This window comes from Gaetbulibacter aestuarii, assembly GCF_039537665.1.
Lineage (GTDB): Bacteria > Bacteroidota > Bacteroidia > Flavobacteriales > Flavobacteriaceae > Gaetbulibacter_A > Gaetbulibacter_A aestuarii.
Genome location: NZ_BAABAY010000002.1, coordinates 461,532 through 485,335 on the forward strand (window position 1 = coordinate 461,532; position 23,804 = coordinate 485,335).

Consider the following 23,804-nt stretch of genomic DNA (forward strand, 5'->3'; position numbering starts at 1 on the left):
TAGGGTGCTCTTTTTAGGATTATAAAAATGAATTAAAGGTGTTCATGTAAATGATGATGTTCATCAATTAGAGGTCCGCCTTCAACAATGTTCTCATTCGCCTGAGAAGCAAATTTTTCAAAATTGATATGAAAATAATGCGCTAATTGAATGGCTTTACGGATGTAATCGCCTTTTTTAAGCCAGGTGTTCATAGGATCCAAAATCTCTGTAGGAACACCGGGGCAATACTTGGGCGTATATAATCCGAATATGGGATTTTGTTCATAATCTACATCCGCTAACTCATCATTCAAGATAGCCGTGATCATGGCGCGTGTATATTTCAGTTTAATGCGAGATCCTGTGCCATAAGGGCCGCCGCTCCAACCAGTATTGATCAACCATACATTAACGCTGGCTTTGGTCATTTTTTCACTCAACATTTCTCCATAAACCGTGGGATGTAATGGCATGAAAGGCTCTCCAAAACAAGCTGAGAAGGAAGGTACGGGCTCGGTAATGCCTGCTTCAGTTCCTGCTACCTTAGCTGTATAACCTGAAATAAAATGATAGGCTGCCTGACCTGCTGTTAATTTAGAAACAGGAGGCAACACACCAAAAGCATCACAGGTCAGGAAGAAAATATTCTTCGGATTATTCGCAAACAAGGTTTCCTGAATATTTTGAATGTGGTAAATAGGGTAGCTTACCCGGGTGTTTTGGGTAATGCTACTATCCTCATAATCAGGTTCTTTATTGTCTTTTAAAATAATATTTTCAAGAATAGCGCCCGGTTTTATGGCATTAAAGATCTCAGGTTCTTTTTCTTCAGTAAGATCAATAACCTTGGCATAACAACCACCTTCAAAGTTAAAAATGATATTATCTGAAGTCCAGCCATGTTCGTCATCACCAATCAATTTACGATTAGGATCGGCGGATAGGGTTGTTTTACCGGTACCGGACAATCCAAAGAAAATAGCAGTATCACCTTTTTTACCTACATTGGCAGAACAGTGCATTGGAAGTACTTTATTTTCTGTTGGAAGGATAAAATTCAAGGCAGAGAAAATACCTTTTTTCATTTCTCCGGTATAGGCAGAACCTCCGATTAAAGCTATTTTTTTAGTAAAATTCAATATTGAAAAATTACCTTGTCGGATGCCATAATCTTTTGGATTTGGACATTCATAGCCGGGAGCACAAAGTATCAGCCAATCTTCTTCAAAATTTTCAAGTTCTTTTTCGCTCGGTCTCAAAAACATATTATAGACAAACATGTTAGACCAGGGGAGTTCGGTAATGGTTCGAACATTGGTTCTATATTCCGGATCGGCGCAAACGTAACCATCACGGGCATAAAGTTCTTTACCCGAAAGGTAGTTAAGAACTTCTTTTTCTAATTTATCGAAGTTTTCAGGAGAAACAGGTTTATTAACTTTTCCCCACCACACTTTAGATTCTGTATAATCGTCTTTAACTATAAAGCGGTCCTGAGGTGAACGTCCGGTAAATTTTCCGGTTTTAATAACCAAAGTACCGTTTAAGGTTTCTTCTCCCAGACCTTTTTCTAAAGTAATTTTCTGTAATTCTTCCGGAGTTAAATTCCAGTTTACTTTTACATCTTTCAGTCCGTATGATCCGAGATTCCGGTCTTTTTGAGCTTTTTGATTTGTTTTCATAATTTTAAGATTTAGCGTTATGTATTAGATTTATTAAAAGGGCCAAAATAGGGGTACAAGTAGGAGTGAAATGATACAGAGTAGCAATAACAAAGGCGCTCCCACCTTCAGGTAATTCATAAATTTGTAGCCTCCTGCCGTCATCACCATGGCGTTTGTTGTGGTTCCAATAGGTGTTAAAAATGCGGTGGAAGCACTTATGGCCACGATGATCATAAAAGGTTTTGGCGACAGGTTTAGCGAGTGCGCCGCTAATAGCGCTATCGGTGCCATTAAAACCGCTGTAGCCGAATTATTTATAAACTGACTAAAAGTAGTGGTCAGTATAAAAATACCGGCTAACAACAAAATAGGATGTATGGCTCCTAAGTAGCTTACAAGGCCGTTCGCGATAACTTTTGCTGTACCTGTTTTCTGAAGTGCAATGCCCATTGGGATCATGGCAGCGATCATTACAACGCTAGTCCAGCTAATGCCTTTATAGGCCTTTTCGATAGGAACACAACCGGTGAGTAAAATGATGCCTGCGGAAATAAGTGCTGCAATAGATCCCGGAACGATATGAAATACCATAAGTACGATCATCAGCAAAAGTGAGCCTAGCGCGATGTAGGATTTACCACTTAACTTGGCCACATTTTTAGCCATACCTTCCGGACTCCCAATGATGATCAGATTTTCATATTGTTTTTTCAAAGCCTCAATATCATGCCAGGTACCACGGATCACAAAGGTATCTCCGGGTTTTACGGTAATGGTTTTTTCTTCAATCGGTTTATTGTTTCTGGAAGCTGCCAGTAATTGGATGCTGTATCGTTTAAAATATTCTCCTAGTGTATATTGTCTGCCCACCAAAGCCGAGTTCGGTGATACAATAACTTCGGTCATTCCAACCTCTTGATTTATTAAATTGTGTTTCAATTCGTCTACGCTTGGCTCTAGAGGTAATAGGCCTAAACGGAAGGTGATCATCAATTTATTTATCGCTGCTGCATCACCTTTAACTGTAATGATATCATGATAACGCAATTCGGTATCACCATCAGGAAATTCTTCAAAAGCAGGAATCTTTTTTAATACCTTGGGATGTCTTCTTTTCAATCGAAGAATCGCCACATCGAAATCCGATTCAAAATTCCATTGTTTAATTGGTGTATTGATAAGTGGTGACAATGAACGTATTCTTAATCGGTAATAGCCATCATCAATTTTATAGGCATCAATCCAATGGTATAGGGTTGATTCAATATTCACAGGTTTGTTGTTGGTTTTATTTTTCGGTAATAATTTATAACCAACGTATCGAAAATAAACCAGGGTTATGATGAGTAAAGGCAAACCAATCAACGCAAATTCAAAAAACGAGAAACCTTTAAATCCGCTATCAATCAAGGCATTACTAACAATAATATTAGGAGGTGTTCCGGTAAGCGTGAGTAAGCCACCGGTATTGGAACCAAAAGCGATCGGAATCAGGAATTTAGATGGCAATGTCCCGATGCTCCAGGCCGATGAAATGGTTAAAGGCATTAAGGTTGCCACCGTACCCGTATTACTTACAAAGCCCGAAAGTACACCGGCACCCAGAGTAACGATTACCAATAATTTTGGAACGCTGTTACCGGCCCATTCCACAAATTTTTTACCCGCCATGGCGGTCCATCCGGTTTGTGCGATGCCTTCACCAATAATAAATAAAGCAGCGATCATGATAACGGTTGGATTGCTGAATCCGCTTAAGGTTTCCGGAGCATCCAAAATACCTGTGAGGTATAAGGTGATCATGGATAATAAGGCTACAATATCTGGCGTAAATTTGCCCCAAACAAAGAAGGCGATGGTAACAATTAATATGGCAAGCATTATGTAGATCATGGTAGGATTTTGAAAAATTGAATTTGTTTGAACGATAATTGCTTTTAAACAACAGTATAAAATTAGAGCCTAGGTTTACCGTATATTATGACGAATGTCATACTTTAAGATTGATGGTCATTTTTACCAAAATAGAGATTTTTAGAGGTCTTAATTCCTAATTTTACAAGCGAAAACGTAATAGTATATTATGATTTTGAGGGAATCTTAAAAATGATTGCTTATTTTTGAGACGGGAATCTTTTTTAAGCGTCAGAATACTTTATTTTTGCATAAAAAAAACGCTAAAATCATTATTTGTAATTCCTTATCGATCAAATTTGAAAACACCACCAGTGGAAAGTTGCGGTTGTTTAGCAAGTTAGCAGACAGTAAGGTTTTAATGACAGAAGAAAAATAAATAGTTAAAGATGAAATTAGATATACTAGCTATTGGAGCTCATCCTGATGACGTGGAACTGGGATGTGGCGCAACGATAGCCAAAGAAATTGCAAAGGGAAAGACAGTTGGGATCATCGATCTCACTCGTGGTGAATTGGGTACGCGAGGTACTGCTGAAACCAGAGAAGAAGAATCAAAGCACAGTGCTGATATTTTAGGTGTATCTGTTCGTGAGAATATGGATTTTGCCGATGGATTCTTTATGAACGACAAAACGCACCAAATGGCCCTGATCAAAAAGATCCGACAGTATCAACCGGATATTGTGTTATGTAATGCGGTATCGGATCGGCATATCGATCATGGAAAAGGAAGTAAGTTGGTAAGTGATGCCTGTTTTTTGAGCGGATTGATCAAAATTGATACAGAACATGAGGGCGAACTACAGCAGAAATGGCGTCCGAAACATGTGTATCATTATATCCAGTGGAAAAATCTGAAGCCGGATTTTGTGGTTGATGTTTCCGATTATATCAACACCAAAATGGAAGCGGTTTTAGCTTTTAAGACCCAATTTTTCAACCCGGCTAGTTCAGACCCGGAAACACCTATATCCAGCAAGAATTTTACGGATAGTATTAAATATCGTGCCCGCGATCTGGGACGCCTGGTAGGGGTTGAATACGCTGAAGGATTTACTGTAGGACGTTATGTGGCTGTAGACAGTTTGTACGACCTGAAGTAGTTCCTGTTTCGTGTTTAAAATATTAAAAAAGTCTTTGTAGATACCACTGAAATCCTTTACATTTGCACTCGCATTTATTGTGCGTTTAACATGGTGGTTGTAGCTCAGTTGGTTAGAGCGCCTGATTGTGGTTCAGGAGGTCGTCGGTTCGAGACCGATCTTCCACCCAAAAATACAAGCCTTTCAAAATTAATTTTTGAAAGGCTTTTTTTGTACGATTTATTTTTGAATGTTTAATCTGTTTTTACATCGGTACCATCAAGTTTCACGCGATCTTTTCGGTTGGCCAGTTCCCAGGCAGTGTAAAAAATGAGGCGCGTGCGGGTTTCGTAAAACGCGTAATTTATTTTATCCGGTGTGTCCGAAGGGCGGTGATAATCGGCATGCGTACCATTAAAGTAAAAGATCACCGGGATATTATTCTTAGCGAAATTGTAATGGTCGGATCGGTAATAAAACCGGTTTCGATCATTTTTATCGTTATAGGTATAATCGAAATCCAGTTTGGTGTATTTTTTGTTTACGGCTTCAGAAATATCGTGTAATTCCTTACTTAAACGATCAGAACCAATAAGGTATAAATAATTGGGTTTGCCTTCGTGTTTTGGATCCACACGACCAATCATATCAATATTCAGGTCGGTAACCGTATTCTCCAAAGGAAACACCGGGTTATCGGTGTAGTAGCGCGACCCGAAAAGTCCGATCTCTTCACCGGTAACGTGCAAGAATAAAATGGAGCGTTTTGGTCGGTGTCCGTCATGCACAGCCTTTTGAAAAGCTCGGGCAATTTCCAGAACAGCAATGGTTCCGGAACCATCATCGTCAGCGCCGTTATTAATCTCGCCATTTTTGGAAATACCTATATGATCCAGATGAGCGGAGATGACCAGAACCTCATTGGGTTTTTCGGAGCCTTTAATAAAAGCCAGGACATTTTCAGAGTCGTTGTATTTATCACGCAGATAACTTTTAGGGATGCTTTGAAAATAATCATCTCCACCAAATGCTGAAGGAACCTGATATTTAATGTAGTGATCTTTCAGGAAATTCACGGCCTTTTTTTGTCCGGGTTCTCCCGTCATGCGGCCTTCAAAATCATCAGAGGCGTATACATAAAGTAGTTTTTTAAGGTCGGAAGCTTTAATGGTCTTTGCGTATTTGGTAGCGATGTTGATATCGCTGGCGGTAGCCATTTGGGCACAGGCCGTATGCAGGAAAAATAGGGCCGAAGCTATCAAAACGAGTTTTTTCATGAAAAAATTTTTTACGATAATACGAAAAGTGAGGGAAACTGATATTTATTTTTTGTTGAAATTAACATTATTAAGGCAAAAGTAAAAACAGATAAAGGTCACCAAAAGTTCCTCTTATCCGTAGTATAGATTTCAAAAAGGGGTATATTTACCTACATTTGCGAGTTTTAGTATATTTGAAAACAACAAAACATCAATTAATAAAACTATGAGTAATATTGTTAAAGTAATAAACCTTTTGACTTTATTATTCTTCTCTCCAAAAACTTTTGGACAAGAAAACAAGATCGACTTAAAAGTGGAAACTTCTAAAAGAATTTTCCTGTTAACCGAATCTGTGGGCGCAGTATACTCTAACACTTGGTATGCATATAAATTGGATAACGGAGAAATAGCATTGATTTCAGAGGGTAAATCAAAAGAAATTAGAAGTTTTATTAACTTTAATTGTGAAAACGAAAACTACATCCTATTAGCTTCAACTAATTTTGGTTACAACATTACACCAGAAGAATTTAAAAAGCTCGTACCTAAAAGAGCCATTGATTTGGGTAAAAATATCCAATGTAATTAATAAAAAAAAAACCTAATGCCAACAACATGTAACATTCATTTCTTAGGTTCTCGACTGCTTCTGAAAATTTCTGTGAAATTTTCAACTTTTTGTACAACTGCTTACCGATAGGCCGTCTTGTTAAGTTTAATGCTACACGAGGCAACTTTTCATAAATAAGAACCTTACTACCAGTCATTGGAGCGCAACCTTTTGATAAAATATTCATCTTACTTAAAAGATGATATTTATGAATAATATTTTAAAATTTGGAATTGTTAGTTTCATTGTCTTTACTTTGTTTAGTTGCAATAAGGAGGATGACCTGAAGCAAGAGCAATCCATTATCGGAACCTGGCAATTAGTGGAAATTTACTCTAGTGATGGTGGCCCGGGAACCTGGAATCCTATTGAAAATGGATATAAATATACATTTTTAAGCAAGGGGAATTTTTTATCGAACAGATTTGAAGAATGTACCTAAGGAACATACACGCTGGACTCTAATGAATTAACGCTCAAATTTGATTGTGATGGATTTACCACAGGAATAGAAAACCCTGAAGGAACATTTATTGAAAAAATAAATTTTGAATCAGGATACTTATTCATAAACCCAACTTATATCCTGTGTGTTGAGGGCTGCAACTATAAGTTTAAAAAAATAAATTCAGTGGAATCAATCTAAGAATTATAGATTTAAAAAATAATACTTGGTTTAGTGCTTGATCAAAGGTTTGTAAAGTATTTTTAGCCTCAGATTACGATGAAAATTATTTTATTCATAAAAAAAGACCGCTTTATTAAAGCGGTCTTTTTGTATAAATTTTTATCTCAAAAAGGGATAAATATTTTTGTGAATTAATCTATAACTTCTACGTTAATAGCATTTAATCCTTTTCTTCCTTGTTCCGTACTGAATTGTACTTTGTCGTCTTCTCTAATTTCATCAATTAAACCAGAATTATGTACGAAAATTTCTTCGCCTGTATCTGATGATTTAATAAATCCGAATCCTTTTGAATTGTTGAAAAATTTTACTGTGCCTTCTTGCATCTTTACTTAATTTTAAATTGTTAATTATTTTTTCTCAATAAAAATATCCTAGTTAAGAAAAGCATACTAAAGCATAATAATTAGACTGAAAAACAATCTATTAACTTAATAACACTATTGAAAAAGTAATTGTAAAAATAAAATTGGAAAGTAGAGAAAAACTCGTAAAAACTAATTGTACTATATACTACCTTAAAACTCTATAGGTATATTTTATTGTTGGGCAAAAGTAGACTATTTATTTGACGTCACCTAATTTTTTGATTTAGTTTTGATTTAAAGCATTTTATTTTAATCGACAGGTTTCTAAAGATTGGAAATAAAATTCAACAAATATTACAACTAACCTAATAATGGCAAATAAGTAACACAGGGAAAAAAATTGAAGCAGTTATTTCCGGTTAGAAAAACCGGGACTTAGCTAATTATCCACCTTTTTCCCTATCTTAGGTTCCGGGATTTCACAACGCAATTTGATGCAAACCGTTGTGTATCATAGTAACCAACCACTAACAAATGATAAAATTCTTCAGAAGTATACGCAAAAAGCTCATTGATCAGGGTAAGACATCCAACTATCTAAAATATGCTATTGGTGAAACGGTATTGGTGGTTATAGGGATCTTAATTGCTTTACAAATCAACAATGCCAATGAGATTTCAAAACAAAATCAGCAAGTAAAAAAGTATGAACAAAATATTGTTTCAGAACTAAAAAATGATTTAAAAATGTTGAACAGTCTTGATAGTTTTAACATTACGCAATGCCAAAAAATTGTGAATTACATTTCATACTTTAAAAACCCTACCAGAGACACCGATACAGTTATTAAAAAAATGTATGATATCCGATATAATGGTGCTAGTTACAGAAGTATTGCTTATACCATTGATGAAATTATTAGCACCGGTAATCTTTCTTTATTTAGTTTAGAGAAAAAAACGGCCATTTTAGAATTAAAGGCCATCCAGGAGTTTTATGAAAAAAACAGAATTGAAGTGGAGCAAAAATGGACCTTAAGCAATATCGAATTCGAAAAAGCTATCGACTTAATTTCCTTTAATGATTTTTCGCAGAGTGATTTTAATAGCTTGAATGATTGGAGATTTAATTTAAAATCGGAGCAATATAGGTTGTTTAACAATAAAATTTTGGCTGAATTACGTCTTTATTATTTTCGAACAGACCAAAATAATCAGATGAGAAATCAAACTGAAAAACTGTTACAACTATTAGATAATAATTGAAATAATCAAGCTCTCAAAACCCAATAAGCGCTGTAATTTATAACGCCCATTTGTTGCCAAATCATAGCCGAAATGTTCAACAATGAAAACCAAATGATTGGAAAGAACAAGATCATCAGAACAAGGAAAGGATGGACTTCTTTGGAAAATGCCCCAATTTATTAAAATATGGTTATTTATGAGGTTTTTCCTGAAGTGAAACGAAAGGGTGTTAAAGGTTTGGATAAAGTCAGTATTTCGACTATAGAAAAGAATAATGAAATGGCGGTTTTTCTTGTACTTCAATTTATTCTGTGATAGTTTTTTTGATAACCCTTTTAAAAAACCAACCGCAAAAGAGGGCCATTGAAAATATGGTTGCCATGGCGTATAATTTATTCTTGAATACCTCATTTTTATAATTTTTTAGACAAACGGTTTGAATCCATGAAATTCCGGGTATTTTAACCCTCTGATTTTCAGTTTATCAATAATATTTTTAAATTGCAGTCCCCAAATTAATTAATTGTCTATGAAACTAAACCCTACAATGCGCATGTTGCTATGCGCCCTTACCCTAACATTTTCTTTTTCTCGCATCCATGCTCAGTTGAGTATAACCGGAGATCTAAAACAATACCATAAAACGACCTTAACATTTACCGGATTGAATGTGTCAGAAGCCCCGGGAACCTTTTTAAATTACAGGATGAATGTTACGTTTACCTCTCCTGGAAATGAAATTTATGTAGTTCCCGGCTATTTTGCAGCAGATGGTGATGCCGCTAACACTTCCGCAACCAGCGGTGATAAATGGCGTGTTCATATAAATCCTGACGAAATCGGAGTATGGAGCTATGTTGTTTCCTTTAGAACAGGTACTGATATAGCGGTGAGTTCAGATGCCAATGCCGGAAGTGCAACATCTATTGATGGTACTAGTGGTACGTTTACTATTGCAGCCACGGATAAAACCGGTAACGATTTTAGAGCTCATGGCAAGTTGCAGTATGTTGATAAGCCTTATGCCCAATTTGCTGATGGGACCTACTTCTATGAAATTGGTTCGGATAGCCCTGAAACTTTTTTAGAATACGGCGATTTTGATGCCACAGTAGGAAGACATACGTTTGAAGAAATCGTAGAATATCAAGATGATAGTGATCCTACCTGGGCCGGCGGAAAAGGTATTGAAATTATGAGTGCTGTAAATTACATGGCAAGCCGGAGTATGAATGTGCAGTACTTCTTAACCATGAACATTAACGGGGATGGTAAGGAGGCCTTCCCATTTCCGAGTGATACGGAATACACAACCTACGATGTTTCCAAACTAGCCCAATGGCAAATAGTTTTTGATCACATGTACAACAAAGGAATGATTCAGGAATTTGCACTAACTGAAGATAGAAACAGCAATTGGTTTGAAGAACAGGAAGGTGTTGGACTACATGATTTTTCAACAAGCAGAAAATTATATTACAGGGAGCTTATTGCTCGCTTTGGCTATTTAAATGTAATTTATAATATTGGTGAAGAAGCCAACTGGGAAAACTTCGGAAAAGGCAACGACTATTATACAGCTGCACAGGTTGAGGAGGCTGCAGCCTACATTCAGGCACTCACACCGTATACCGATCTCATAAGTATACATAATGGACCAAACACGGATTTTTCAATATTTTCTGAGCTAACAGATCTTTCCGGTTCTTCGTCGCTAACCTGTATATCGCTTCAAGGAAGCTATGATAATTACAGTTCAGGACATGATGAATTAAATGACATTCATGACTTGGCTCAAAACGATGGTACCAATTGGGTGATACGTTATACAGAACCATACTATGATAGTAATAGTATGATAGATTTGGATACATGGACAGAGAGATCGCTCTGGGCGAGTTTAACCGCAGGAGGAGCCGGTATTCATTATAATTCCAATGACGGCGATATTTCCGAAGACAACTATAGACTCTGGAAAGGATTTTTTCTTCGAATGCATTATGCTAAAGAATTTTTAACCGACAATGCGATTCCTTTTTGGAACATGTCCAATGATAATGATGCTATCAGCAGGGGAAGCTTATTGAGTGATGGCACTGATAATTATATTGTTTTTTTAGCTGAAGGAGGGACAGCCGATATTGACCTGCCCGGTAGTAATAATTATATTATAAAATGGTTTGATCCCAGAAATGGCTGCGGTTTACAAGATGGTTCAATAACTTCTGTGAATTCAGGAAGTGCTCAATCTATAGGTGATCCACCGAATAATCCAGAGAAAAGTTGGGTGGTATTCATTAAAAAAAATGAATCACTTTCTACAAATGAAGAACAGGAGCTTAGCTCAGATTTTAAAATTTTTCCTAATCCCACGACTCCCGGTTATATCAATATTTCCGGACTTCATAACGATAGATATGCGTTGAGGGTTTTTGATATCAGTGGACGCCTTTTAGACATAACTACAGTTGAAATATCAGATAATAATCAAAAAATTAATATGGGTCATTTAAACTCGGGAATCTATATTTTAAAATTTGAAAGTTCTACCAAGCAAGCGTATTCTCAGAAGCTGGTTATTAAGTAGTTAAAAAAACAATATCTGGATTTAGGAAAATAAATGGAATGAGGTGTTTTTTTGTAGCTAGGTTTAAACTGTCTGTCTGCAGACAGGTGTAATAAACCGGAGACCAATTATATTACTTCCTTAAAACGTATGGCAAGAGCGGGTTATTGAAAATATGGCTACTATCGTGGATAGGTATTCCTGGTTATCATCTCAATTTTTTTAATTTTTCAGACAAACGGTTTGAATCCATGAAATTGCTAATTATTTTAATCGCTTGGTTTTCAGTTTATCAATTATATATTTAATATTGTAGAACCCAAATTAATTAATTGATCATGACACTAAACCCTACAATGCGCATGTTATTTTGCGCCCTTACCCTAACATTTTCTTTTTTTTACACCCATGCCCAAGTGAGTATAACCGGTGATCTTAAACAATATCATAAAACAACCTTAACCTTTACCGGATTGAATGTATCAGAAGCCCCGGATACCTTTTTAAATTACAGGATGAATGTTACGTTTACCTCTCCAGGAAATGAAACCTATGTGGTTCCCGGCTATTTTGCCGCAGATGGCAATGCTGCCAATACATCGGCAACCAGCGGTGATAAATGGCGCGTTCATCTAAACCCTAACGAAACCGGGTTGTGGAGCTACGAGGTTTCCTTTAGAACAGGCGTTGACATAGCGGTGAGTCCGGATGTCAATGCAGGAAGTGCAACTTCGATTGATGGTGCTAGCGGAACGTTTACTATCACAGCCACGGATAAAACCGGTAACGATTTTAGAGCTCATGGCAAGTTGGAGTATGTTCAGGAGGATTATGCCCGGTTTGCTGATGGGACTTATTTCTACGAAGTTGGTGCCGATAGTCCTGAAACCTTTTTAGAATACGGCGATTTTGATGCCACAGTAGGAAGACATACGTTTACTGAAGTAGCAGCTTATCAAGATGGTAGCGATCCCACCTGGGCTGGCGGAAAAGGTACTGAAATTATGGGTGCTGTAAATTATCTGGCAAGCCAGGGGATGAATGTGCAATACTTTTTAACCATGAACATTGAAGGAGATGGTAAAGAGGCCTTTCCATTTCCGAGCAACACGGAATACACAAGCTACGATGTTTCCAAACTTGCCCAATGGCAAATAGTTTTTGATCACATGTACAATAAAGGCTTGATTCAGGAATTTGTACTAACTGAAGACGAAAACAGCAATTGGTTTGAAGATCAGGAAGGTGTTGGACAACATGATTTTTCAACAAGCAGAAAATTATATTACAGGGAGCTTATTGCTCGTTTTGGCTATTTAAACATAATTTACAACATTGGCGAAGAAGCCAACTGGGAGCACAACGGACCTGGTGCCGACTTCTATACAGCTACACAGATTGAGGAGGCCGCAGCCTACATTCAGGCACTCACACCGTATACCGATCTCATAAGTGTACATAATGGACCAAACACGGATTTTTCAATATTTTCTGAGCTATTAGATCTTTCCGGTACGTCCTCGCTAACCTGTATATCCCTGCAGGGAAGTTATGATAGTTACGGTTCAGGACACAATAAAGTCAAGTCGTTCCACGATTTGGCTGAGGCTGATGGTACAAAATGGGTGATTCGTTACACAGAACCATACAATAATAGTAACATGAATATTGAGACATGGACAGAGAGATCGCTTTGGGCAAGTTTAACGGCAGGAGGTGCCGGGATTCATTATTATTCCAATAACGGCGATATTACCGAGGATAATTATACGCTTTGGTCGGACTTCTTTAACCGAATGCGTTATGCTAAAGATTTTTTATATGATAATGCTATTCCTTTTTGGAACATGTTCAATGATAATGATGCTGTTAGTACTGGACGATTATTTAGTGATGGCACGGAGAATTATGTTATTTTTTTACCAGGAGGGGGTACAGCAGATATTGACCTGACCGGCAGTAGTGATTTTACAATAAAATGGTTTGATCCAAGAAACGGCGGTGCTTTACAAGATGGTTCTTTAAGTGCTTTGAGTTCAGGAACTGCCCAATCTATAGGTAATCCGCCGAATAACCAAGATAAGAGTTGGGTGGTGTACCTTAAAAAAAATCAAACACTTATAACGAATAAGGAACGAGAGCGTAGTAAAGATTTGAAAATCTTTCCAAACCCAACGGCTCCTGGTTATATCAATATCTCCGGACTGGATAACGATATATATACTCTAAGAATTTTTGATATCAGTGGGCGCATTTTAGATGAAACTTCTGTTGAAATATCAAAGAATAATCAAAAAATGAATTTGGGTCACTTGAATTCCGGTATCTATATTTTGAAATTTGAAAGTTCTGCCAAGCAAGGGTATTCTCAAAAACTGGTTATTAAGTAGTTAAAAATAATATCTGGATTTAGGAAAGTAGGAGAATTAAGGTGGTTTTTTGAAGTTAGGTTTTAATCGCCTATCTGCAGGCAAGTGCAACAAACCGAACACCAATTGTTGCACCTGATAATAACCTGTAATAGATTGGAGTTAAATCTGCGAGTATTTTAAAGGTTTAAGAAAGACCCTGATAATATTACTCATGTTGCCTTTAAATTCATCCATGGACGTTAATTGCTTCCAGTTAGGGTGATTGATAAATTTAGACCAGCCGCTTTTATTTTCTTCCAAATCGGTATTTGCCAACATATAGGTAAGGCAAGGCATATGATCACCTGCGATATTTTTACCATAGAATACCATAGGTAATCCCGCATCGGCGAAAATGCTAAACTCGCTCTCGAACATTTTTAATTTACTTTTCAACGCACCTTCCTGCTGACTTTCGTAAATCCGGAGTTCGTAAATACCTGCATTTTTAGGAACAATGAGTTCGGGAAATTCTTTAGTGCTAGATATAAGACTAGTGTGGATCCTTTTAAATGGTATGCTGTTTTGGTCTGCAGACAGGTAGTTTTTAGCAGATTTTATGTAGATATCATCATCAAATAAATGGCGCTCACTGTTCTGATAACTAACAACATCATGATGCGGAATTAGAAGATAGATCTTTTTAGGTAATGATTCACCTACTTCTTCAAAAACGCCAACATGTTTTACGCCTTGCCGGTTTAAGGCAGGAATAAGCGCTTCTTTAAAATAATTGTGTAACAAGTCCGCAGATCTAAAAAATTCCAATTCGTACACCCTAAGTTCGTAAACTTGGGTTTGAGCTTGGACTGAAAAGCTCATTATTAAAACGAAAAGTAGTGTAGCGAATAAATGCTTCATAATGGACTCAAATTAGTGAATTTTCTTGAATTATCAATCTGCGTTTTTTCCCTATCTTACTCAAAATTCATTTCCAGCTATCCATGAACACCGCATCATGAGAGAAACTTTAATAGTAATTTTATTCTTTTTCAATGTGTACCGGTTCAATTCGAAAATGACTCAGTTGCCATCGCAGAGCTTCTTAAAAAAGATGATAAAGATTTTGGAAATTACGATATTTAAAAACATCTTGAAAATATTACTAATGATTACATCCTACTGAAAAATCGAGAAATTTGGAACCTAAATAAAGAAATCGAATAGTTAAAGAATAATAAAAACCCTAAAGAGAAAAGGGTAGGTTCGTTTAATATTTCGGATGTGAAAATTTATGACGATATTGCATACGTGGTTTAGGACCTATATCCAACGAAAACAATCAATAATATTTCTAAAAATTTTCATTGGCTCGAAAGTACTATATTCAGAAAAATCAACGAAAGTTGGAAAATAGCTCTTAAACATTCAACAAGAATTGAAGAATAACATAGAGGTTTTAAATCAGATCTAAAATAATGACGTAACCTGCAAACTAAATCTTTAGCGTATGATTTATTACTGGTTACACATGATCTACATTTTTATCGGGTCCCGATTTTTTTGGAAAAAAATACCTCCGGGAACTGATCTCACAAGAACACGCCGTGTTAATCTTTTGGATTGCGAATCGTTTCGTTTCATGGCAAATTCCAAATATTTTTATTACATGGATCTTATTCGTTATGAGGTGGTCTTCCGCTCAAAGCTTTATAATAACACGGTAAAAAAAGGGATGTTTGGGGTGCTGGCTTCGCAAAAAATTATTTATAGAAAACCCTTACGAAAATTGCGGAAATTCGAAATCACTTTAAAATTCGAAGGTGCTGATGACAAATGGGTATATCATAGACAAACCTTTACGCAAGATGGTGAGCTATGCGCTATTGGATTTACAAAAGCGGGATTTTGGAAACATAAAAAAGCTCAAAATATTAAGGATATATTGATCAATAGTGGTATTAACAGAGCTGTTAGAATGCCGTCAGCAGAAATATTGGATCTATTTGAACAAGATTATGAGATCCTACAAAATAGTTTATTATTTTAAAAGTTGAAAACTGAGATTAATTCAACTCGATATCTTCAATGCTATCATCTAATTCGATGCCATCGATCTCATCAATATTATCGATATCAAGCTCTTCCAATTCATCAATGGCTTCTTCTTTAAACTGAGTTTCTTTGGCATCTAATGTTTCCGTGCTACTTACTTCTGTTTCGGTAAATAAGGCTTTATAAACAACCAAAACCAATGCCGCGGTGGTAAGTAAAAAACTGAATTGCACTAATTTTTTAACCTCACCGGATTTCTTTGAAAAATAAAAGGCAAGCACACCAAAAATAAGGGCAGCAATACTTGGTATTACAGCCAGATTGGAAACAGGTAATACAGCTAAAATTATAGCTAAAATCGCTGCAATTAGGGCCAAAATGGTAAACAACTTTTTCATAATTAATTTCTTAAGCCGGAGGCGGATTTAATGCGTAGTTCTCCGGTTCCAACCGGGATCTTGAATTTTCCGTAGACAATAATTTTATTGGCGTCAGCAGTGAGCCATATCAAATTGCTGTTGGTGCCTTGTAAGGCATTGGTACTTCGAGAACCAAGCGCTAATTTATAACAACTTTTTTTGCCAAGGGCCGTACTTATGGTTTCCTTACCTAAATAAGTAAATTGTCCTTTCAATTCCTTATTATCAAAAATAATGGTAAATGTCTTTACCGTCCCTACACTCATAGAACTATAATCTAAAAGCCTGATGGAATACAGTGTGGATACAATATCTTTTGTGCTATTTCCAATCGAAACGCTTTTGTTTTCCTCATAACCATTTTTCTTTTTCATCTGAGATTTTACAGTATGCGTTTTGTGGCTAAACGTGTATTTCATATACTTGTAAAAACCGCCTTCAGTAATATCTCTTTTGTAAAGGTATGGCGTTAGGCTTTTCGGACTTACATAACTTTCATAAAGGTCACGAATTTTAAAAAAATTGTCCCATTTACTATAGGTAGCTGCAGTACACTTTAATTGAAGAAGTGTAGCTTTTGAGGTTTTTACCGGACTGGTTTCCATCTTGATCTCGGCAAGATCGTTTAATATACCCGACATGTTATACGATGCCGTGTAAACCAAGGTTTCATTGTAACCAATGGCATCGTTTTGTGCGTAAGATAGAAAGGTAAAAGAAAAACACAGTGCGATTAAGAAAGTTCGAAGCATGTTGTAGATTTTAATTTATAACGTTTTTGTAAACATTTATTGTGCCGAAAATACAATTCATATCAGTTTTATACTAATTTAAATTGGGCCATTTCGAAGAAATCGATGAACTGACAATTATCATATTTTCTGGTAATTAACTGTTATAATTTTACAAAGAACCTATTTTCTTTGATGATGAAAGCCATACTCTTACCAACCGACTTCTCAAATAACTCCGTAAATGCCATTCATTACGCTATGCGTTTATTTAAGGATGAAAGATGTGAGTTTTATATTTTGAACATTCAAAAGGCCTCTTCCTTCATTTCGGATGATATGTTGGTAATGTCTTCTACAGCAACCCTTTACAATACGCTTGTTGAAGCTGCCAAAAAATCGATCAATAATCTAATTGTTAATCTTAAAAAGCAATTTAAAAATGATAATCACATTTTTCATGCGCTGGTTGATTACGATAATTTTGTTGATTCAGTAAACCAGATCACCACACAACATAAAATTGATCTGATCGTAATGGGCACCCATGGAGCTTCAGGATTAAAGAAAATGTTGTTTGGCAGTAACACGGTACATGTTATTAAGCGTTCTAAAGTTCCTGTTTTGGTAATTCCTGATAAATGTCGTTTTAAAAATCTTGATGAGGTTGGGTTCACTACAAGCTTTAAATCGAAATATGAAGAGCAGGATTTTAAGTTTTTACGCGATCTTTTGGTTCGACATAAATCCCATTTATTTGTGATGCACGTTATCCAGAGTGAGGACACCGAAATAGAATTAAATGATAATGTCGATTTTTTTAAATTAAATTTTGATGATGTATCTATTCAACGCATACCAAACCATAAAGATTCGGTTTATAATGGGATTCATGAATTTGCAGATGCTCATAAATTAAAACTGATTGTTATGTTGGCTAAGACCCATGGCTTTTTAAATCGATTATTTTCTGAATATCGTGTGGAAACCTTCGCTTTTAAAATCGATTTGCCCTTACTCGTTCTAAAACAGGTTAAATCAGATAGTTGAAAATTTTATGTTTTTTTTTAAAGGAATAAATTATTCCAAGATTCGGTGTAACAAAAACAATGAGTCTACGTCCTATTACTGTCAATCAAAACAAAACCATCATCATGAAAGAAGATAATCAACTCATCGTGCTGACCCATTTGAGTCAGCTAATCACCTTAGTCATTGGCTTCGGTAGTTTGTTGTTGCCATTAATATTATGGTTAACACAGAAAGAAAAGGTATATACCATGGATGCCCATGGTAAGAATATTTTGAATTTTCAAATTAGCATGATTATTTATGCCTTATTATGTATTCCGTTAATTTTCTTGTTCGGTTTGGGTATCGTAGGCTTGATTGGAGTAGGGATCATATCCTTTGTATTTCCGATCGTGAATGCGATCAAAGCCAGCCATGGAGAAATTGCAAAATATCCGTTATCTCTTAATTTTATTAGTTAGTTAGTTTTTAGAGATAAACAAAAACGCTCACCAATCGGTGAGCGTTTTTTGGTTATGGAATAATTTTTTTTATGAATTTAGCATCACCGGCATTACAAGCATAGTTACATGCTCACCATCATCCAGACCATCAACAGGGGTTAAGATTCCTGCACGATTTGGCATACTCATTTCCAATTGCACTTCATCTGAACTCAGATTATTAAGCATTTCAGTAAGGAAGCGTGAGTTAAAACCGATTTGCATATCGTCGCCCTGATAATCACAGGTTAAACGCTCTTCAGCTTTATTACTGTAGTCTACATCTTCAGCTGAAATATTCAATTCAGCTCCGGCAATTTTTAAACGGATCTGATGTGTTGTTTTATTTGAAAAAATACTTACACGACGCACAGAATTTAAGAATTGGGTTCTGTCGATCACAAGTTTATTCGGATTTTCTTTTGGAATTACCGCCTCGTAATTTGGATATTTTCCATCGATCAAACGACAAATCAATTCTGAATTTTCAAAAGTAAATTTTGCATTACTGTCGTTGTATTCAATAATCACATCTTCTTCACTGGCTGCTAAAATTCCTTTTAAAAGATTCAAAGGTTTTTTAGGCATGATGAATTCTGCTACCTGACTTGCCTTTACATCCTCTCTTGTGTATTTAACCAGTTTATGGGCATCGGTTGCCACAAAGGTTAAACCTTCCGTAGAGAACTGAAAAAACACGCCACTCATCACAGGACGAAGATCGTCGTTTCCTGCTGCAAATATCGTTTTACTTATTGCACTGGCCAGAATATCGCCGGTTACAACTGTTTTGCTTGGGTCTTCAAGGGCTACAGCTTTAGGGAATTCATTGCCATCAGCATAAGCCAACGCATATTTACCGTGATTCGAACTGATTTCAACTGTGTTATTATCCTCTACAACAAAGGTTAATGGTTGTTCAGGAAAGGTTTTGAGTGTATCCAAAAGCAAACGTGCCGGAATAGCGACACTACCTTCGCTGTCACTTTCTACATCGAGTGTTGAAGCCATAGTAGTTTCAAGATCACTGGCAGAAACGGTGAGTTTATTTTGATTTAATTCGAATAAAAAATTATCTAGAATAGGTAAGGTGTTTGAATTGTTAATAACACCACCCAAAACTTGTAGTTGTTTTAATAAATAAGTACTGGAAACAATAAATTTCATCAATTATTGGCGTTTAGTTTTCAAAATGTCTATTTACAAAGATATTCTTTCGCATCTTTATTTGGAAACAAACTTATTAACATTTAAGCTCCATATTTTTTCTTTCTCAGGTAATTGAAAACAAAACCGAAAAGTGCCAATAAAACCAGTGGTAGTGCTATATTTAATAGTTGCCACAGTGTTTTTTGAGAGGCTATTTTTTGCTGGTCCAGGAAGGCTACAGAGATTTGTTTTGATCGAATGTTTATAAGTCCCGTATCATCAAGCAGATAATTCACAGCATTGAGTAGGAATTCTTTGTTACCGTAAAGTTGTCCTGTCCAACGGTCGAAGCCCAGTTCCTGCGGCTGATTTTTGATAACATCATTTTTAATGAGGTCACCATCAGAAATCACCACCATTTTTGTGGGTTCACTAATGGTTTTAAAATCATTTATTTTGAAAGGCTTCAGGCGATTTTCAAACACGGAATGAAATTCCCCTTCAAGCAATACAGCCAAAGTGATATTACCATGATTAAAAAGCTTTAGATCCTGTTCTTGGGTTACGATATTCAAACTAATTTCACTTGGTGTTCCTTCAAGTTTGCTCAAAGGAGCGGATTCCAATAAAATAGTTTTCTTCACATCATTTTTAAGGGTGTCGATCTGGTTGGCAAAATCAAAGCGCACCAGATTGATGTTATTAACGATTGGATGATGATTTTCTGTTCCCGCCAAAGGCGAATAGGGCCAACGTAAATTTTGAAATTGAGAATCGCTACCCTGACCAATAGCCAAAGTAATTGGGGCAGAGTAGAGGGTACTTACCAAATTAGGATTGATACGAACGCCGTATTTGAAGAAGAAATCCGTAAGATTTAATTCGCGCCCAACAGCATAGTTCATGCCCCGGCTGTTGTAAAGGCTATCCTTTTCCATAGCCACCTTATCAATAAGCCACATGCTTTTGCCGCCATTCATGGTATATTGGTCCAAAACATATTTTTCACTATCTGTAAAGGGCTCTAAAGGTTTCGCATTAATGATCAGATCGTACTGTTCCAGTTCTTTCAAGGTTTTCTGCGGATTGCTCCCCACACTATCTAAGGTGAAGGGTGCGATAAAATAGTAGGAACCAATTTTCTTGACAAAATCAGCAATGTATTTATCGGCCAACTGGCCATTACCTTTCAAAATAGCGATCTTCTTGCTTTTGGGTTGGGTCAATTTTTTAAAACCATCCGTAAAAGCGTATTCCAGATGTTGAATCGAGTTGGTAACAAGATCCTGCTGTGAAGCACCAATCTTATTTTTTATCAATGAAATAGCGACCGTTTGATCGTTATAGCTAGCCAAAGCCCAGGGAAAAATAATGGCTTTTGATGATTTACCGTTTTCCTGCACGCTCAACTGCATCGGAGTTAAACCGCGCTGTGTCAGTTGTTGGATAACCTGATCCTGATTAGCTTCATCTTGAAGCGGATCGATAAAATTGAAAATGATATTATTATTTTCCGAATGGAATTCTTCAAGGATCTGTTTCGTTTCACTTTGCAAACGACGGAATTCTGCAGGGAAATCATCACCTTTTAAAAATATATCTATTTGTAATGGCGAATCCGCCTCATCAACAATATTTTTGGTAGCCTCGCTTAAGGTATAACGTTTATCCTTGGTAAGATCAAAACGTTCATAGACCTTACTGCTAATCACATTAACAACGATCAGTGTAAGTAAAACCAGGGCAATATATTTAATAGTCTTATTCAAATTCCTTTTCAAGTTGATATTGTTTTACCGCCGTTACCGTATCATGGTCAAAGGTAAGTTCCAAACATTCCTGCATATGGTTAAAAGCGCCTGGCTCAAAACCTAAATTGTAATTCCACAGTTCTGGTGAGTTTGCTTTTATGTTATCGTCCCAACCATACCATTCTGCCTCTCCTAACTGTTTTTCAACCTGTGCTTTGGTTTTTCCAATAAACAAGCTATCCGAGATCATATTATCACTCATTTCATAACGTAAAGCCGGTTCCTCTTTCCAGGCTTCGGCATCAAAGTATTTTTCGTGGTGATAAGAACTAAAAATATTTAAAACCGGATAGAATACATAATAGAATACAAATGGTGTTAATACCAGGGCGATCAAAAAACTGAGCCATTTGCGTTTGTCTATGGTATTGGCGAACCACCACATCAATAAAAATATGACAACCAAAAATATAATATGCAAAGGGGTGTAGATCATTGGCGCTCGCGGTTTAGGGTTAATTTTGTAAGGATTAAAAAGAATACAGTTATACTTAAAAAGTAAATGATATCTCGCGTATCCAAAACGCCGCGACCCATGCTGTTAAAATGATATTTCATACCAAGCTGATCTATAAAATCACTAAAAGTGAAATCGGCGATCCCTTCAAATCCCGCATAAAAGAAAAAACACAAGAATACCGCACTAATAAAAGCCACAATTTGATTGCTTGAAAATGTAGAAGCAAATATTCCAATTGCTGTGTATGCGGCTACCAGGAATAGCAGACCAAAATAAGAGCCCAAAGTACTTCCCAGATCAATATTGCCAACAGGATTTCCTAATTGGTACACCGTGTATACATAAAGTAAGGTTGGTAACAGCGCAATGATTATGAGAACAAAAGCTGCAAAATATTTACCTAAAATAATATTACGAATACCTATAGGTTTGGTTAATAATAACTCTAAAGTTCCTTGTTTCTTTTCATCGGAAAAACTTCGCATAGTAACCGCCGGAATCAAGAAGATCAAAATCCAGGGCGCCAGTAAAAAGAAGGAGGAAAGATCGGCAAAGCCGTAATCCGGGATGTTGAAATTACCTTTAAAAAGCCAGAGAAATAAGCCATTTAGAACCAGGAAAATGGAGATAACAAGATACCCTACAGGTGAGGCAAAAAATGAGTTTATTTCTTTTTTTAGTATCGAGAGCATGTTTCGATGATAAAATTAAAAAAATTACGGCAAGAATTCTATTTTATTTACACTCCATGCTTCAGGCCTGATACTGAACAATGGTTTTGTTTTAGACCAAACATCCTTAAAAACCTCAGAGCTTCTGTAATTTTGAAGTGCTTTTTCATCATCCCAATAACTATAAGTAAAAAATACACTGGGATCATTTTTATCACGGTAAAGTTCTAATAACCGGCAGCCTTCAAAGCCACGAATGCGTGATTTATAGCCTTCAAAATGTTTCAGAAACACCTCGATATTTTGTTTATAAAATCCCATTTTTACTATTCGTACAAGCATAAATTACTCCTTATTAAAGTTTATGGTTACCGTATCCCTAACACCTAAGCCTAAAAGTGTTGAAGCACTTCCAACGGTTTGAGGATCACTTTTAAATACCGCGATCTCTAAAAAATCTCCGGAATTGAACACCACGAGTTTCCGACCTTCATCATGACGTTTTTCAGCAGGAATATCAAAGTTAACGATCTGGCTATATTTCTTAAAGATCTCAGTAAATTTATAATGTCGTGCTGAGATCACGAAAGAACGTCCTTTTTGGATTTGCTCAAAAAACTGACGCTTAATATTCGTGACTACATTCCCGTAATTATCAATGTAGATCACACTTCCTATAATTTGTGTTTTGTCATCATTCACATAAGGCACAATATTTTTAATGGGCTTTATGGCGTCTATACGCTTACCAACCACATCCAAAGTCCCGCCTCGAGCAATATGGCAGGCTACTTTCACAAATACATCTAATACAGGAAAACTAGTTTGGATCTTATCGTGAATATTGATTTCAACAATGTGTTCCGGAGCAATTTCTGAGCAGATCATACTCATAATGCCGTTATTGGCACAAATAAAAAAATGCCCGTCCAGTTTCATGGCAATATGCTTATTTTCCGGATTAATTTCAGAATCGATCCCAATAATATGGATGGTGCCTTTCGGGAAACTATTGTAGGCATTTTGGATGATATACGAAGCTTCCGGAATATTAAACGGCGAAATAGAATGCGAGATATCAACAATTTTAACATCAGGAAGTTCACTGTAAATAGCCCCTTTGGTAGCGCCAGCAAAGTGATCTTTTTCTCCGAAGTCGGTTGTTAGGGTGATAATTGCCATCGGCAAAATTGTTGATATGTTTTTAGCGTTAAGTCACTCAAATTTATGTATTTTTGAGTGGGTGTATTTTGTTACACAAACCTACGCAAATTTTCGTTTTTGTTTTTATAATTTAACCAAAAATGTAACGGGTT

At 36.3% G+C, this 23,804-nt stretch carries 22 protein-coding genes and 1 tRNA gene; 10 read left to right on the plus strand and 13 right to left on the minus strand.

Annotated features, from left to right (window positions below; genetic code table 11):
• Window positions 1-32: 32 nt before the first annotated feature.
• Window positions 33-1,664: a phosphoenolpyruvate carboxykinase (ATP) gene (gene pckA / locus ABD682_RS10865; protein ID WP_344741371.1), complete on the minus strand. Its 1,632-nt coding sequence runs from the start codon at window positions 1,662-1,664 to the stop codon at window positions 33-35.
• 33 nt (window positions 1,665-1,697) lie between these two features.
• On the minus strand, window positions 1,698-3,539 hold the full coding sequence (locus ABD682_RS10870) for an SLC13 family permease (protein WP_344741372.1): 1,842 nt from the start codon (window positions 3,537-3,539) through the stop codon (window positions 1,698-1,700).
• 410 nt (window positions 3,540-3,949) lie between these two features.
• Here ABD682_RS10870 and bshB1 point away from each other — a divergent pair, with 410 nt between their 5' ends.
• Window positions 3,950-4,666, plus strand: a complete 717-nt coding sequence (gene bshB1, locus ABD682_RS10875) for a bacillithiol biosynthesis deacetylase BshB1 (protein WP_344741373.1) — start codon at window positions 3,950-3,952, stop codon at window positions 4,664-4,666.
• A gap of 92 nt (window positions 4,667-4,758) precedes the next feature.
• Window positions 4,759-4,834 (plus strand) — tRNA-His (locus tag ABD682_RS10880).
• A gap of 65 nt (window positions 4,835-4,899) precedes the next feature.
• On the opposite strand, the gene ABD682_RS10885 is transcribed toward ABD682_RS10880, so the two are convergent.
• Window positions 4,900-5,922: a M28 family metallopeptidase gene (locus ABD682_RS10885; RefSeq protein WP_344741374.1), complete on the minus strand. Its 1,023-nt coding sequence runs from the start codon at window positions 5,920-5,922 to the stop codon at window positions 4,900-4,902.
• A 208-nt stretch (window positions 5,923-6,130) separates the two neighbouring features.
• On the opposite strand from ABD682_RS10885, the gene ABD682_RS10890 reads away from it, so the two are divergent.
• Window positions 6,131-6,496: a hypothetical protein gene (locus tag ABD682_RS10890; protein ID WP_344741376.1), complete on the plus strand. Its 366-nt coding sequence runs from the start codon at window positions 6,131-6,133 to the stop codon at window positions 6,494-6,496.
• 229 nt (window positions 6,497-6,725) lie between these two features.
• Window positions 6,726-6,959, plus strand: a complete 234-nt coding sequence (locus ABD682_RS10895; RefSeq protein ID WP_344741377.1) for a hypothetical protein — start codon at window positions 6,726-6,728, stop codon at window positions 6,957-6,959.
• A 377-nt stretch (window positions 6,960-7,336) separates the two neighbouring features.
• Here ABD682_RS10895 and ABD682_RS10900 read toward each other — a convergent pair whose 3' ends face one another.
• Window positions 7,337-7,531 (minus strand): cold-shock protein, encoded by a 195-nt coding sequence (locus ABD682_RS10900; protein ID WP_344741378.1) that lies wholly within the window; start codon window positions 7,529-7,531, stop codon window positions 7,337-7,339.
• Window positions 7,532-8,047: 516 nt separating this feature from the next.
• On the opposite strand from ABD682_RS10900, the gene ABD682_RS10905 reads away from it, so the two are divergent.
• The 3 genes from ABD682_RS10905 to ABD682_RS10915 all read left to right on the plus strand — a co-directional run bounded on the left by ABD682_RS10905 (window position 8,048) and on the right by ABD682_RS10915 (window position 13,717).
• Window positions 8,048-8,779: a DUF6090 family protein gene (locus tag ABD682_RS10905; RefSeq protein ID WP_344741380.1), complete on the plus strand. Its 732-nt coding sequence runs from the start codon at window positions 8,048-8,050 to the stop codon at window positions 8,777-8,779.
• A gap of 511 nt (window positions 8,780-9,290) precedes the next feature.
• A complete protein-coding gene (locus tag ABD682_RS10910) occupies window positions 9,291-11,348 on the plus strand; it encodes a DUF5060 domain-containing protein (protein WP_344741381.1) in 2,058 nt (685 codons plus the stop codon).
• Window positions 11,349-11,665: 317 nt separating this feature from the next.
• Window positions 11,666-13,717: a DUF5060 domain-containing protein gene (locus ABD682_RS10915; protein ID WP_344741382.1), complete on the plus strand. Its 2,052-nt coding sequence runs from the start codon at window positions 11,666-11,668 to the stop codon at window positions 13,715-13,717.
• 141 nt (window positions 13,718-13,858) lie between these two features.
• On the opposite strand, the gene ABD682_RS10920 is transcribed toward ABD682_RS10915, so the two are convergent.
• Entirely contained in the window at window positions 13,859-14,599 is a 741-nt protein-coding gene (locus tag ABD682_RS10920) for an NIPSNAP family protein (RefSeq protein WP_344741384.1), read from the minus strand.
• A gap of 589 nt (window positions 14,600-15,188) precedes the next feature.
• Here ABD682_RS10920 and ABD682_RS10925 point away from each other — a divergent pair.
• A complete protein-coding gene (locus ABD682_RS10925; RefSeq protein ID WP_344741386.1) occupies window positions 15,189-15,728 on the plus strand; it encodes a thioesterase family protein in 540 nt (179 codons plus the stop codon).
• 16 nt (window positions 15,729-15,744) lie between these two features.
• Here the strand turns inward: ABD682_RS10925 and ABD682_RS10930 are convergent, their stop codons facing one another.
• Together ABD682_RS10930 and ABD682_RS10935 are read right to left on the minus strand one after the other, a co-directional pair.
• Window positions 15,745-16,131 (minus strand): FUSC family protein, encoded by a 387-nt coding sequence (locus ABD682_RS10930; RefSeq protein ID WP_344741387.1) that lies wholly within the window; start codon window positions 16,129-16,131, stop codon window positions 15,745-15,747.
• A 2-nt stretch (window positions 16,132-16,133) separates the two neighbouring features.
• Window positions 16,134-16,904 carry a DUF3108 domain-containing protein gene (locus ABD682_RS10935; RefSeq protein ID WP_344741388.1) on the minus strand — a complete coding sequence of 257 codons (771 nt, stop codon included), beginning with the start codon at window positions 16,902-16,904 and terminating at the stop codon, window positions 16,134-16,136.
• Between the two features lie 174 nt (window positions 16,905-17,078).
• Between ABD682_RS10935 and ABD682_RS10940 the strand changes: the two genes are divergently transcribed.
• Together ABD682_RS10940 and ABD682_RS10945 are read left to right on the plus strand one after the other, a co-directional pair.
• Complete coding sequence (locus tag ABD682_RS10940) at window positions 17,079-17,933, plus strand: universal stress protein (protein WP_344741390.1); 855 nt, start codon at window positions 17,079-17,081, stop codon at window positions 17,931-17,933.
• Between the two features lie 104 nt (window positions 17,934-18,037).
• Window positions 18,038-18,376, plus strand: a complete 339-nt coding sequence (locus ABD682_RS10945) for a DUF4870 domain-containing protein (RefSeq protein ID WP_344741391.1) — start codon at window positions 18,038-18,040, stop codon at window positions 18,374-18,376.
• A 69-nt stretch (window positions 18,377-18,445) separates the two neighbouring features.
• On the opposite strand, the gene dnaN is transcribed toward ABD682_RS10945, so the two are convergent.
• From dnaN to ABD682_RS10975, 6 genes are all read right to left on the minus strand, one after another.
• Window positions 18,446-19,564 carry a DNA polymerase III subunit beta gene (gene dnaN, locus ABD682_RS10950; RefSeq protein ID WP_344741626.1) on the minus strand — a complete coding sequence of 373 codons (1,119 nt, stop codon included), beginning with the start codon at window positions 19,562-19,564 and terminating at the stop codon, window positions 18,446-18,448.
• A gap of 83 nt (window positions 19,565-19,647) precedes the next feature.
• Window positions 19,648-21,327, minus strand: coding sequence for a gliding motility-associated ABC transporter substrate-binding protein GldG (gldG, locus tag ABD682_RS10955; protein WP_344741392.1), 1,680 nt, complete (start codon window positions 21,325-21,327; stop codon window positions 19,648-19,650).
• Window positions 21,308-21,793, minus strand: a complete 486-nt coding sequence (locus ABD682_RS10960; protein WP_344741394.1) for a hypothetical protein — start codon at window positions 21,791-21,793, stop codon at window positions 21,308-21,310. Before ABD682_RS10960 ends, gldG begins: the two co-directional genes overlap by 20 nt.
• Window positions 21,790-22,509 (minus strand): gliding motility-associated ABC transporter permease subunit GldF, encoded by a 720-nt coding sequence (gldF, locus tag ABD682_RS10965; RefSeq protein WP_344741395.1) that lies wholly within the window; start codon window positions 22,507-22,509, stop codon window positions 21,790-21,792. The genes ABD682_RS10960 and gldF overlap by 4 nt, the downstream gene beginning before the upstream one ends.
• A 24-nt stretch (window positions 22,510-22,533) precedes the next feature.
• On the minus strand, window positions 22,534-22,830 hold the full coding sequence (locus ABD682_RS10970) for a putative quinol monooxygenase (protein ID WP_344741396.1): 297 nt from the start codon (window positions 22,828-22,830) through the stop codon (window positions 22,534-22,536).
• 3 nt (window positions 22,831-22,833) lie between these two features.
• Window positions 22,834-23,670 carry an SAM hydrolase/SAM-dependent halogenase family protein gene (locus ABD682_RS10975; RefSeq protein ID WP_344741397.1) on the minus strand — a complete coding sequence of 279 codons (837 nt, stop codon included), beginning with the start codon at window positions 23,668-23,670 and terminating at the stop codon, window positions 22,834-22,836.
• Between the last annotated feature and the right edge of the window lie 134 nt (window positions 23,671-23,804).

Excerpts from the sequence above, each read along its gene's own strand:
- pckA (WP_344741371.1), bottom strand. The coding sequence starts at position 1,664 with ATGAAAACAAATCAAAAAGCTCAAAAAGACCGGAATCTCGGATCATAC.
- ABD682_RS10870 (WP_344741372.1), bottom strand. The coding sequence starts at position 3,539 with ATGATCTACATAATGCTTGCCATATTAATTGTTACCATCGCCTTCTTT.
- bshB1 (WP_344741373.1), top strand. The coding sequence starts at position 3,950 with ATGAAATTAGATATACTAGCTATTGGAGCTCATCCTGATGACGTGGAA.
- ABD682_RS10885 (WP_344741374.1), bottom strand. The coding sequence starts at position 5,922 with ATGAAAAAACTCGTTTTGATAGCTTCGGCCCTATTTTTCCTGCATACG.
- ABD682_RS10890 (WP_344741376.1), top strand. The coding sequence starts at position 6,131 with ATGAGTAATATTGTTAAAGTAATAAACCTTTTGACTTTATTATTCTTC.
- ABD682_RS10895 (WP_344741377.1), top strand. The coding sequence starts at position 6,726 with ATGAATAATATTTTAAAATTTGGAATTGTTAGTTTCATTGTCTTTACT.
- ABD682_RS10900 (WP_344741378.1), bottom strand. The coding sequence starts at position 7,531 with ATGCAAGAAGGCACAGTAAAATTTTTCAACAATTCAAAAGGATTCGGA.
- ABD682_RS10905 (WP_344741380.1), top strand. The coding sequence starts at position 8,048 with ATGATAAAATTCTTCAGAAGTATACGCAAAAAGCTCATTGATCAGGGT.
- ABD682_RS10910 (WP_344741381.1), top strand. The coding sequence starts at position 9,291 with ATGAAACTAAACCCTACAATGCGCATGTTGCTATGCGCCCTTACCCTA.
- ABD682_RS10915 (WP_344741382.1), top strand. The coding sequence starts at position 11,666 with ATGACACTAAACCCTACAATGCGCATGTTATTTTGCGCCCTTACCCTA.
- ABD682_RS10920 (WP_344741384.1), bottom strand. The coding sequence starts at position 14,599 with ATGAAGCATTTATTCGCTACACTACTTTTCGTTTTAATAATGAGCTTT.
- ABD682_RS10925 (WP_344741386.1), top strand. The coding sequence starts at position 15,189 with ATGATTTATTACTGGTTACACATGATCTACATTTTTATCGGGTCCCGA.
- ABD682_RS10930 (WP_344741387.1), bottom strand. The coding sequence starts at position 16,131 with ATGAAAAAGTTGTTTACCATTTTGGCCCTAATTGCAGCGATTTTAGCT.
- ABD682_RS10935 (WP_344741388.1), bottom strand. The coding sequence starts at position 16,904 with ATGCTTCGAACTTTCTTAATCGCACTGTGTTTTTCTTTTACCTTTCTA.
- ABD682_RS10940 (WP_344741390.1), top strand. The coding sequence starts at position 17,079 with ATGATGAAAGCCATACTCTTACCAACCGACTTCTCAAATAACTCCGTA.
- ABD682_RS10945 (WP_344741391.1), top strand. The coding sequence starts at position 18,038 with ATGAAAGAAGATAATCAACTCATCGTGCTGACCCATTTGAGTCAGCTA.
- dnaN (WP_344741626.1), bottom strand. The coding sequence starts at position 19,564 with ATGAAATTTATTGTTTCCAGTACTTATTTATTAAAACAACTACAAGTT.
- ABD682_RS10960 (WP_344741394.1), bottom strand. The coding sequence starts at position 21,793 with ATGATCTACACCCCTTTGCATATTATATTTTTGGTTGTCATATTTTTA.
- gldF (WP_344741395.1), bottom strand. The coding sequence starts at position 22,509 with ATGCTCTCGATACTAAAAAAAGAAATAAACTCATTTTTTGCCTCACCT.
- ABD682_RS10970 (WP_344741396.1), bottom strand. The coding sequence starts at position 22,830 with ATGCTTGTACGAATAGTAAAAATGGGATTTTATAAACAAAATATCGAG.
- ABD682_RS10975 (WP_344741397.1), bottom strand. The coding sequence starts at position 23,670 with ATGGCAATTATCACCCTAACAACCGACTTCGGAGAAAAAGATCACTTT.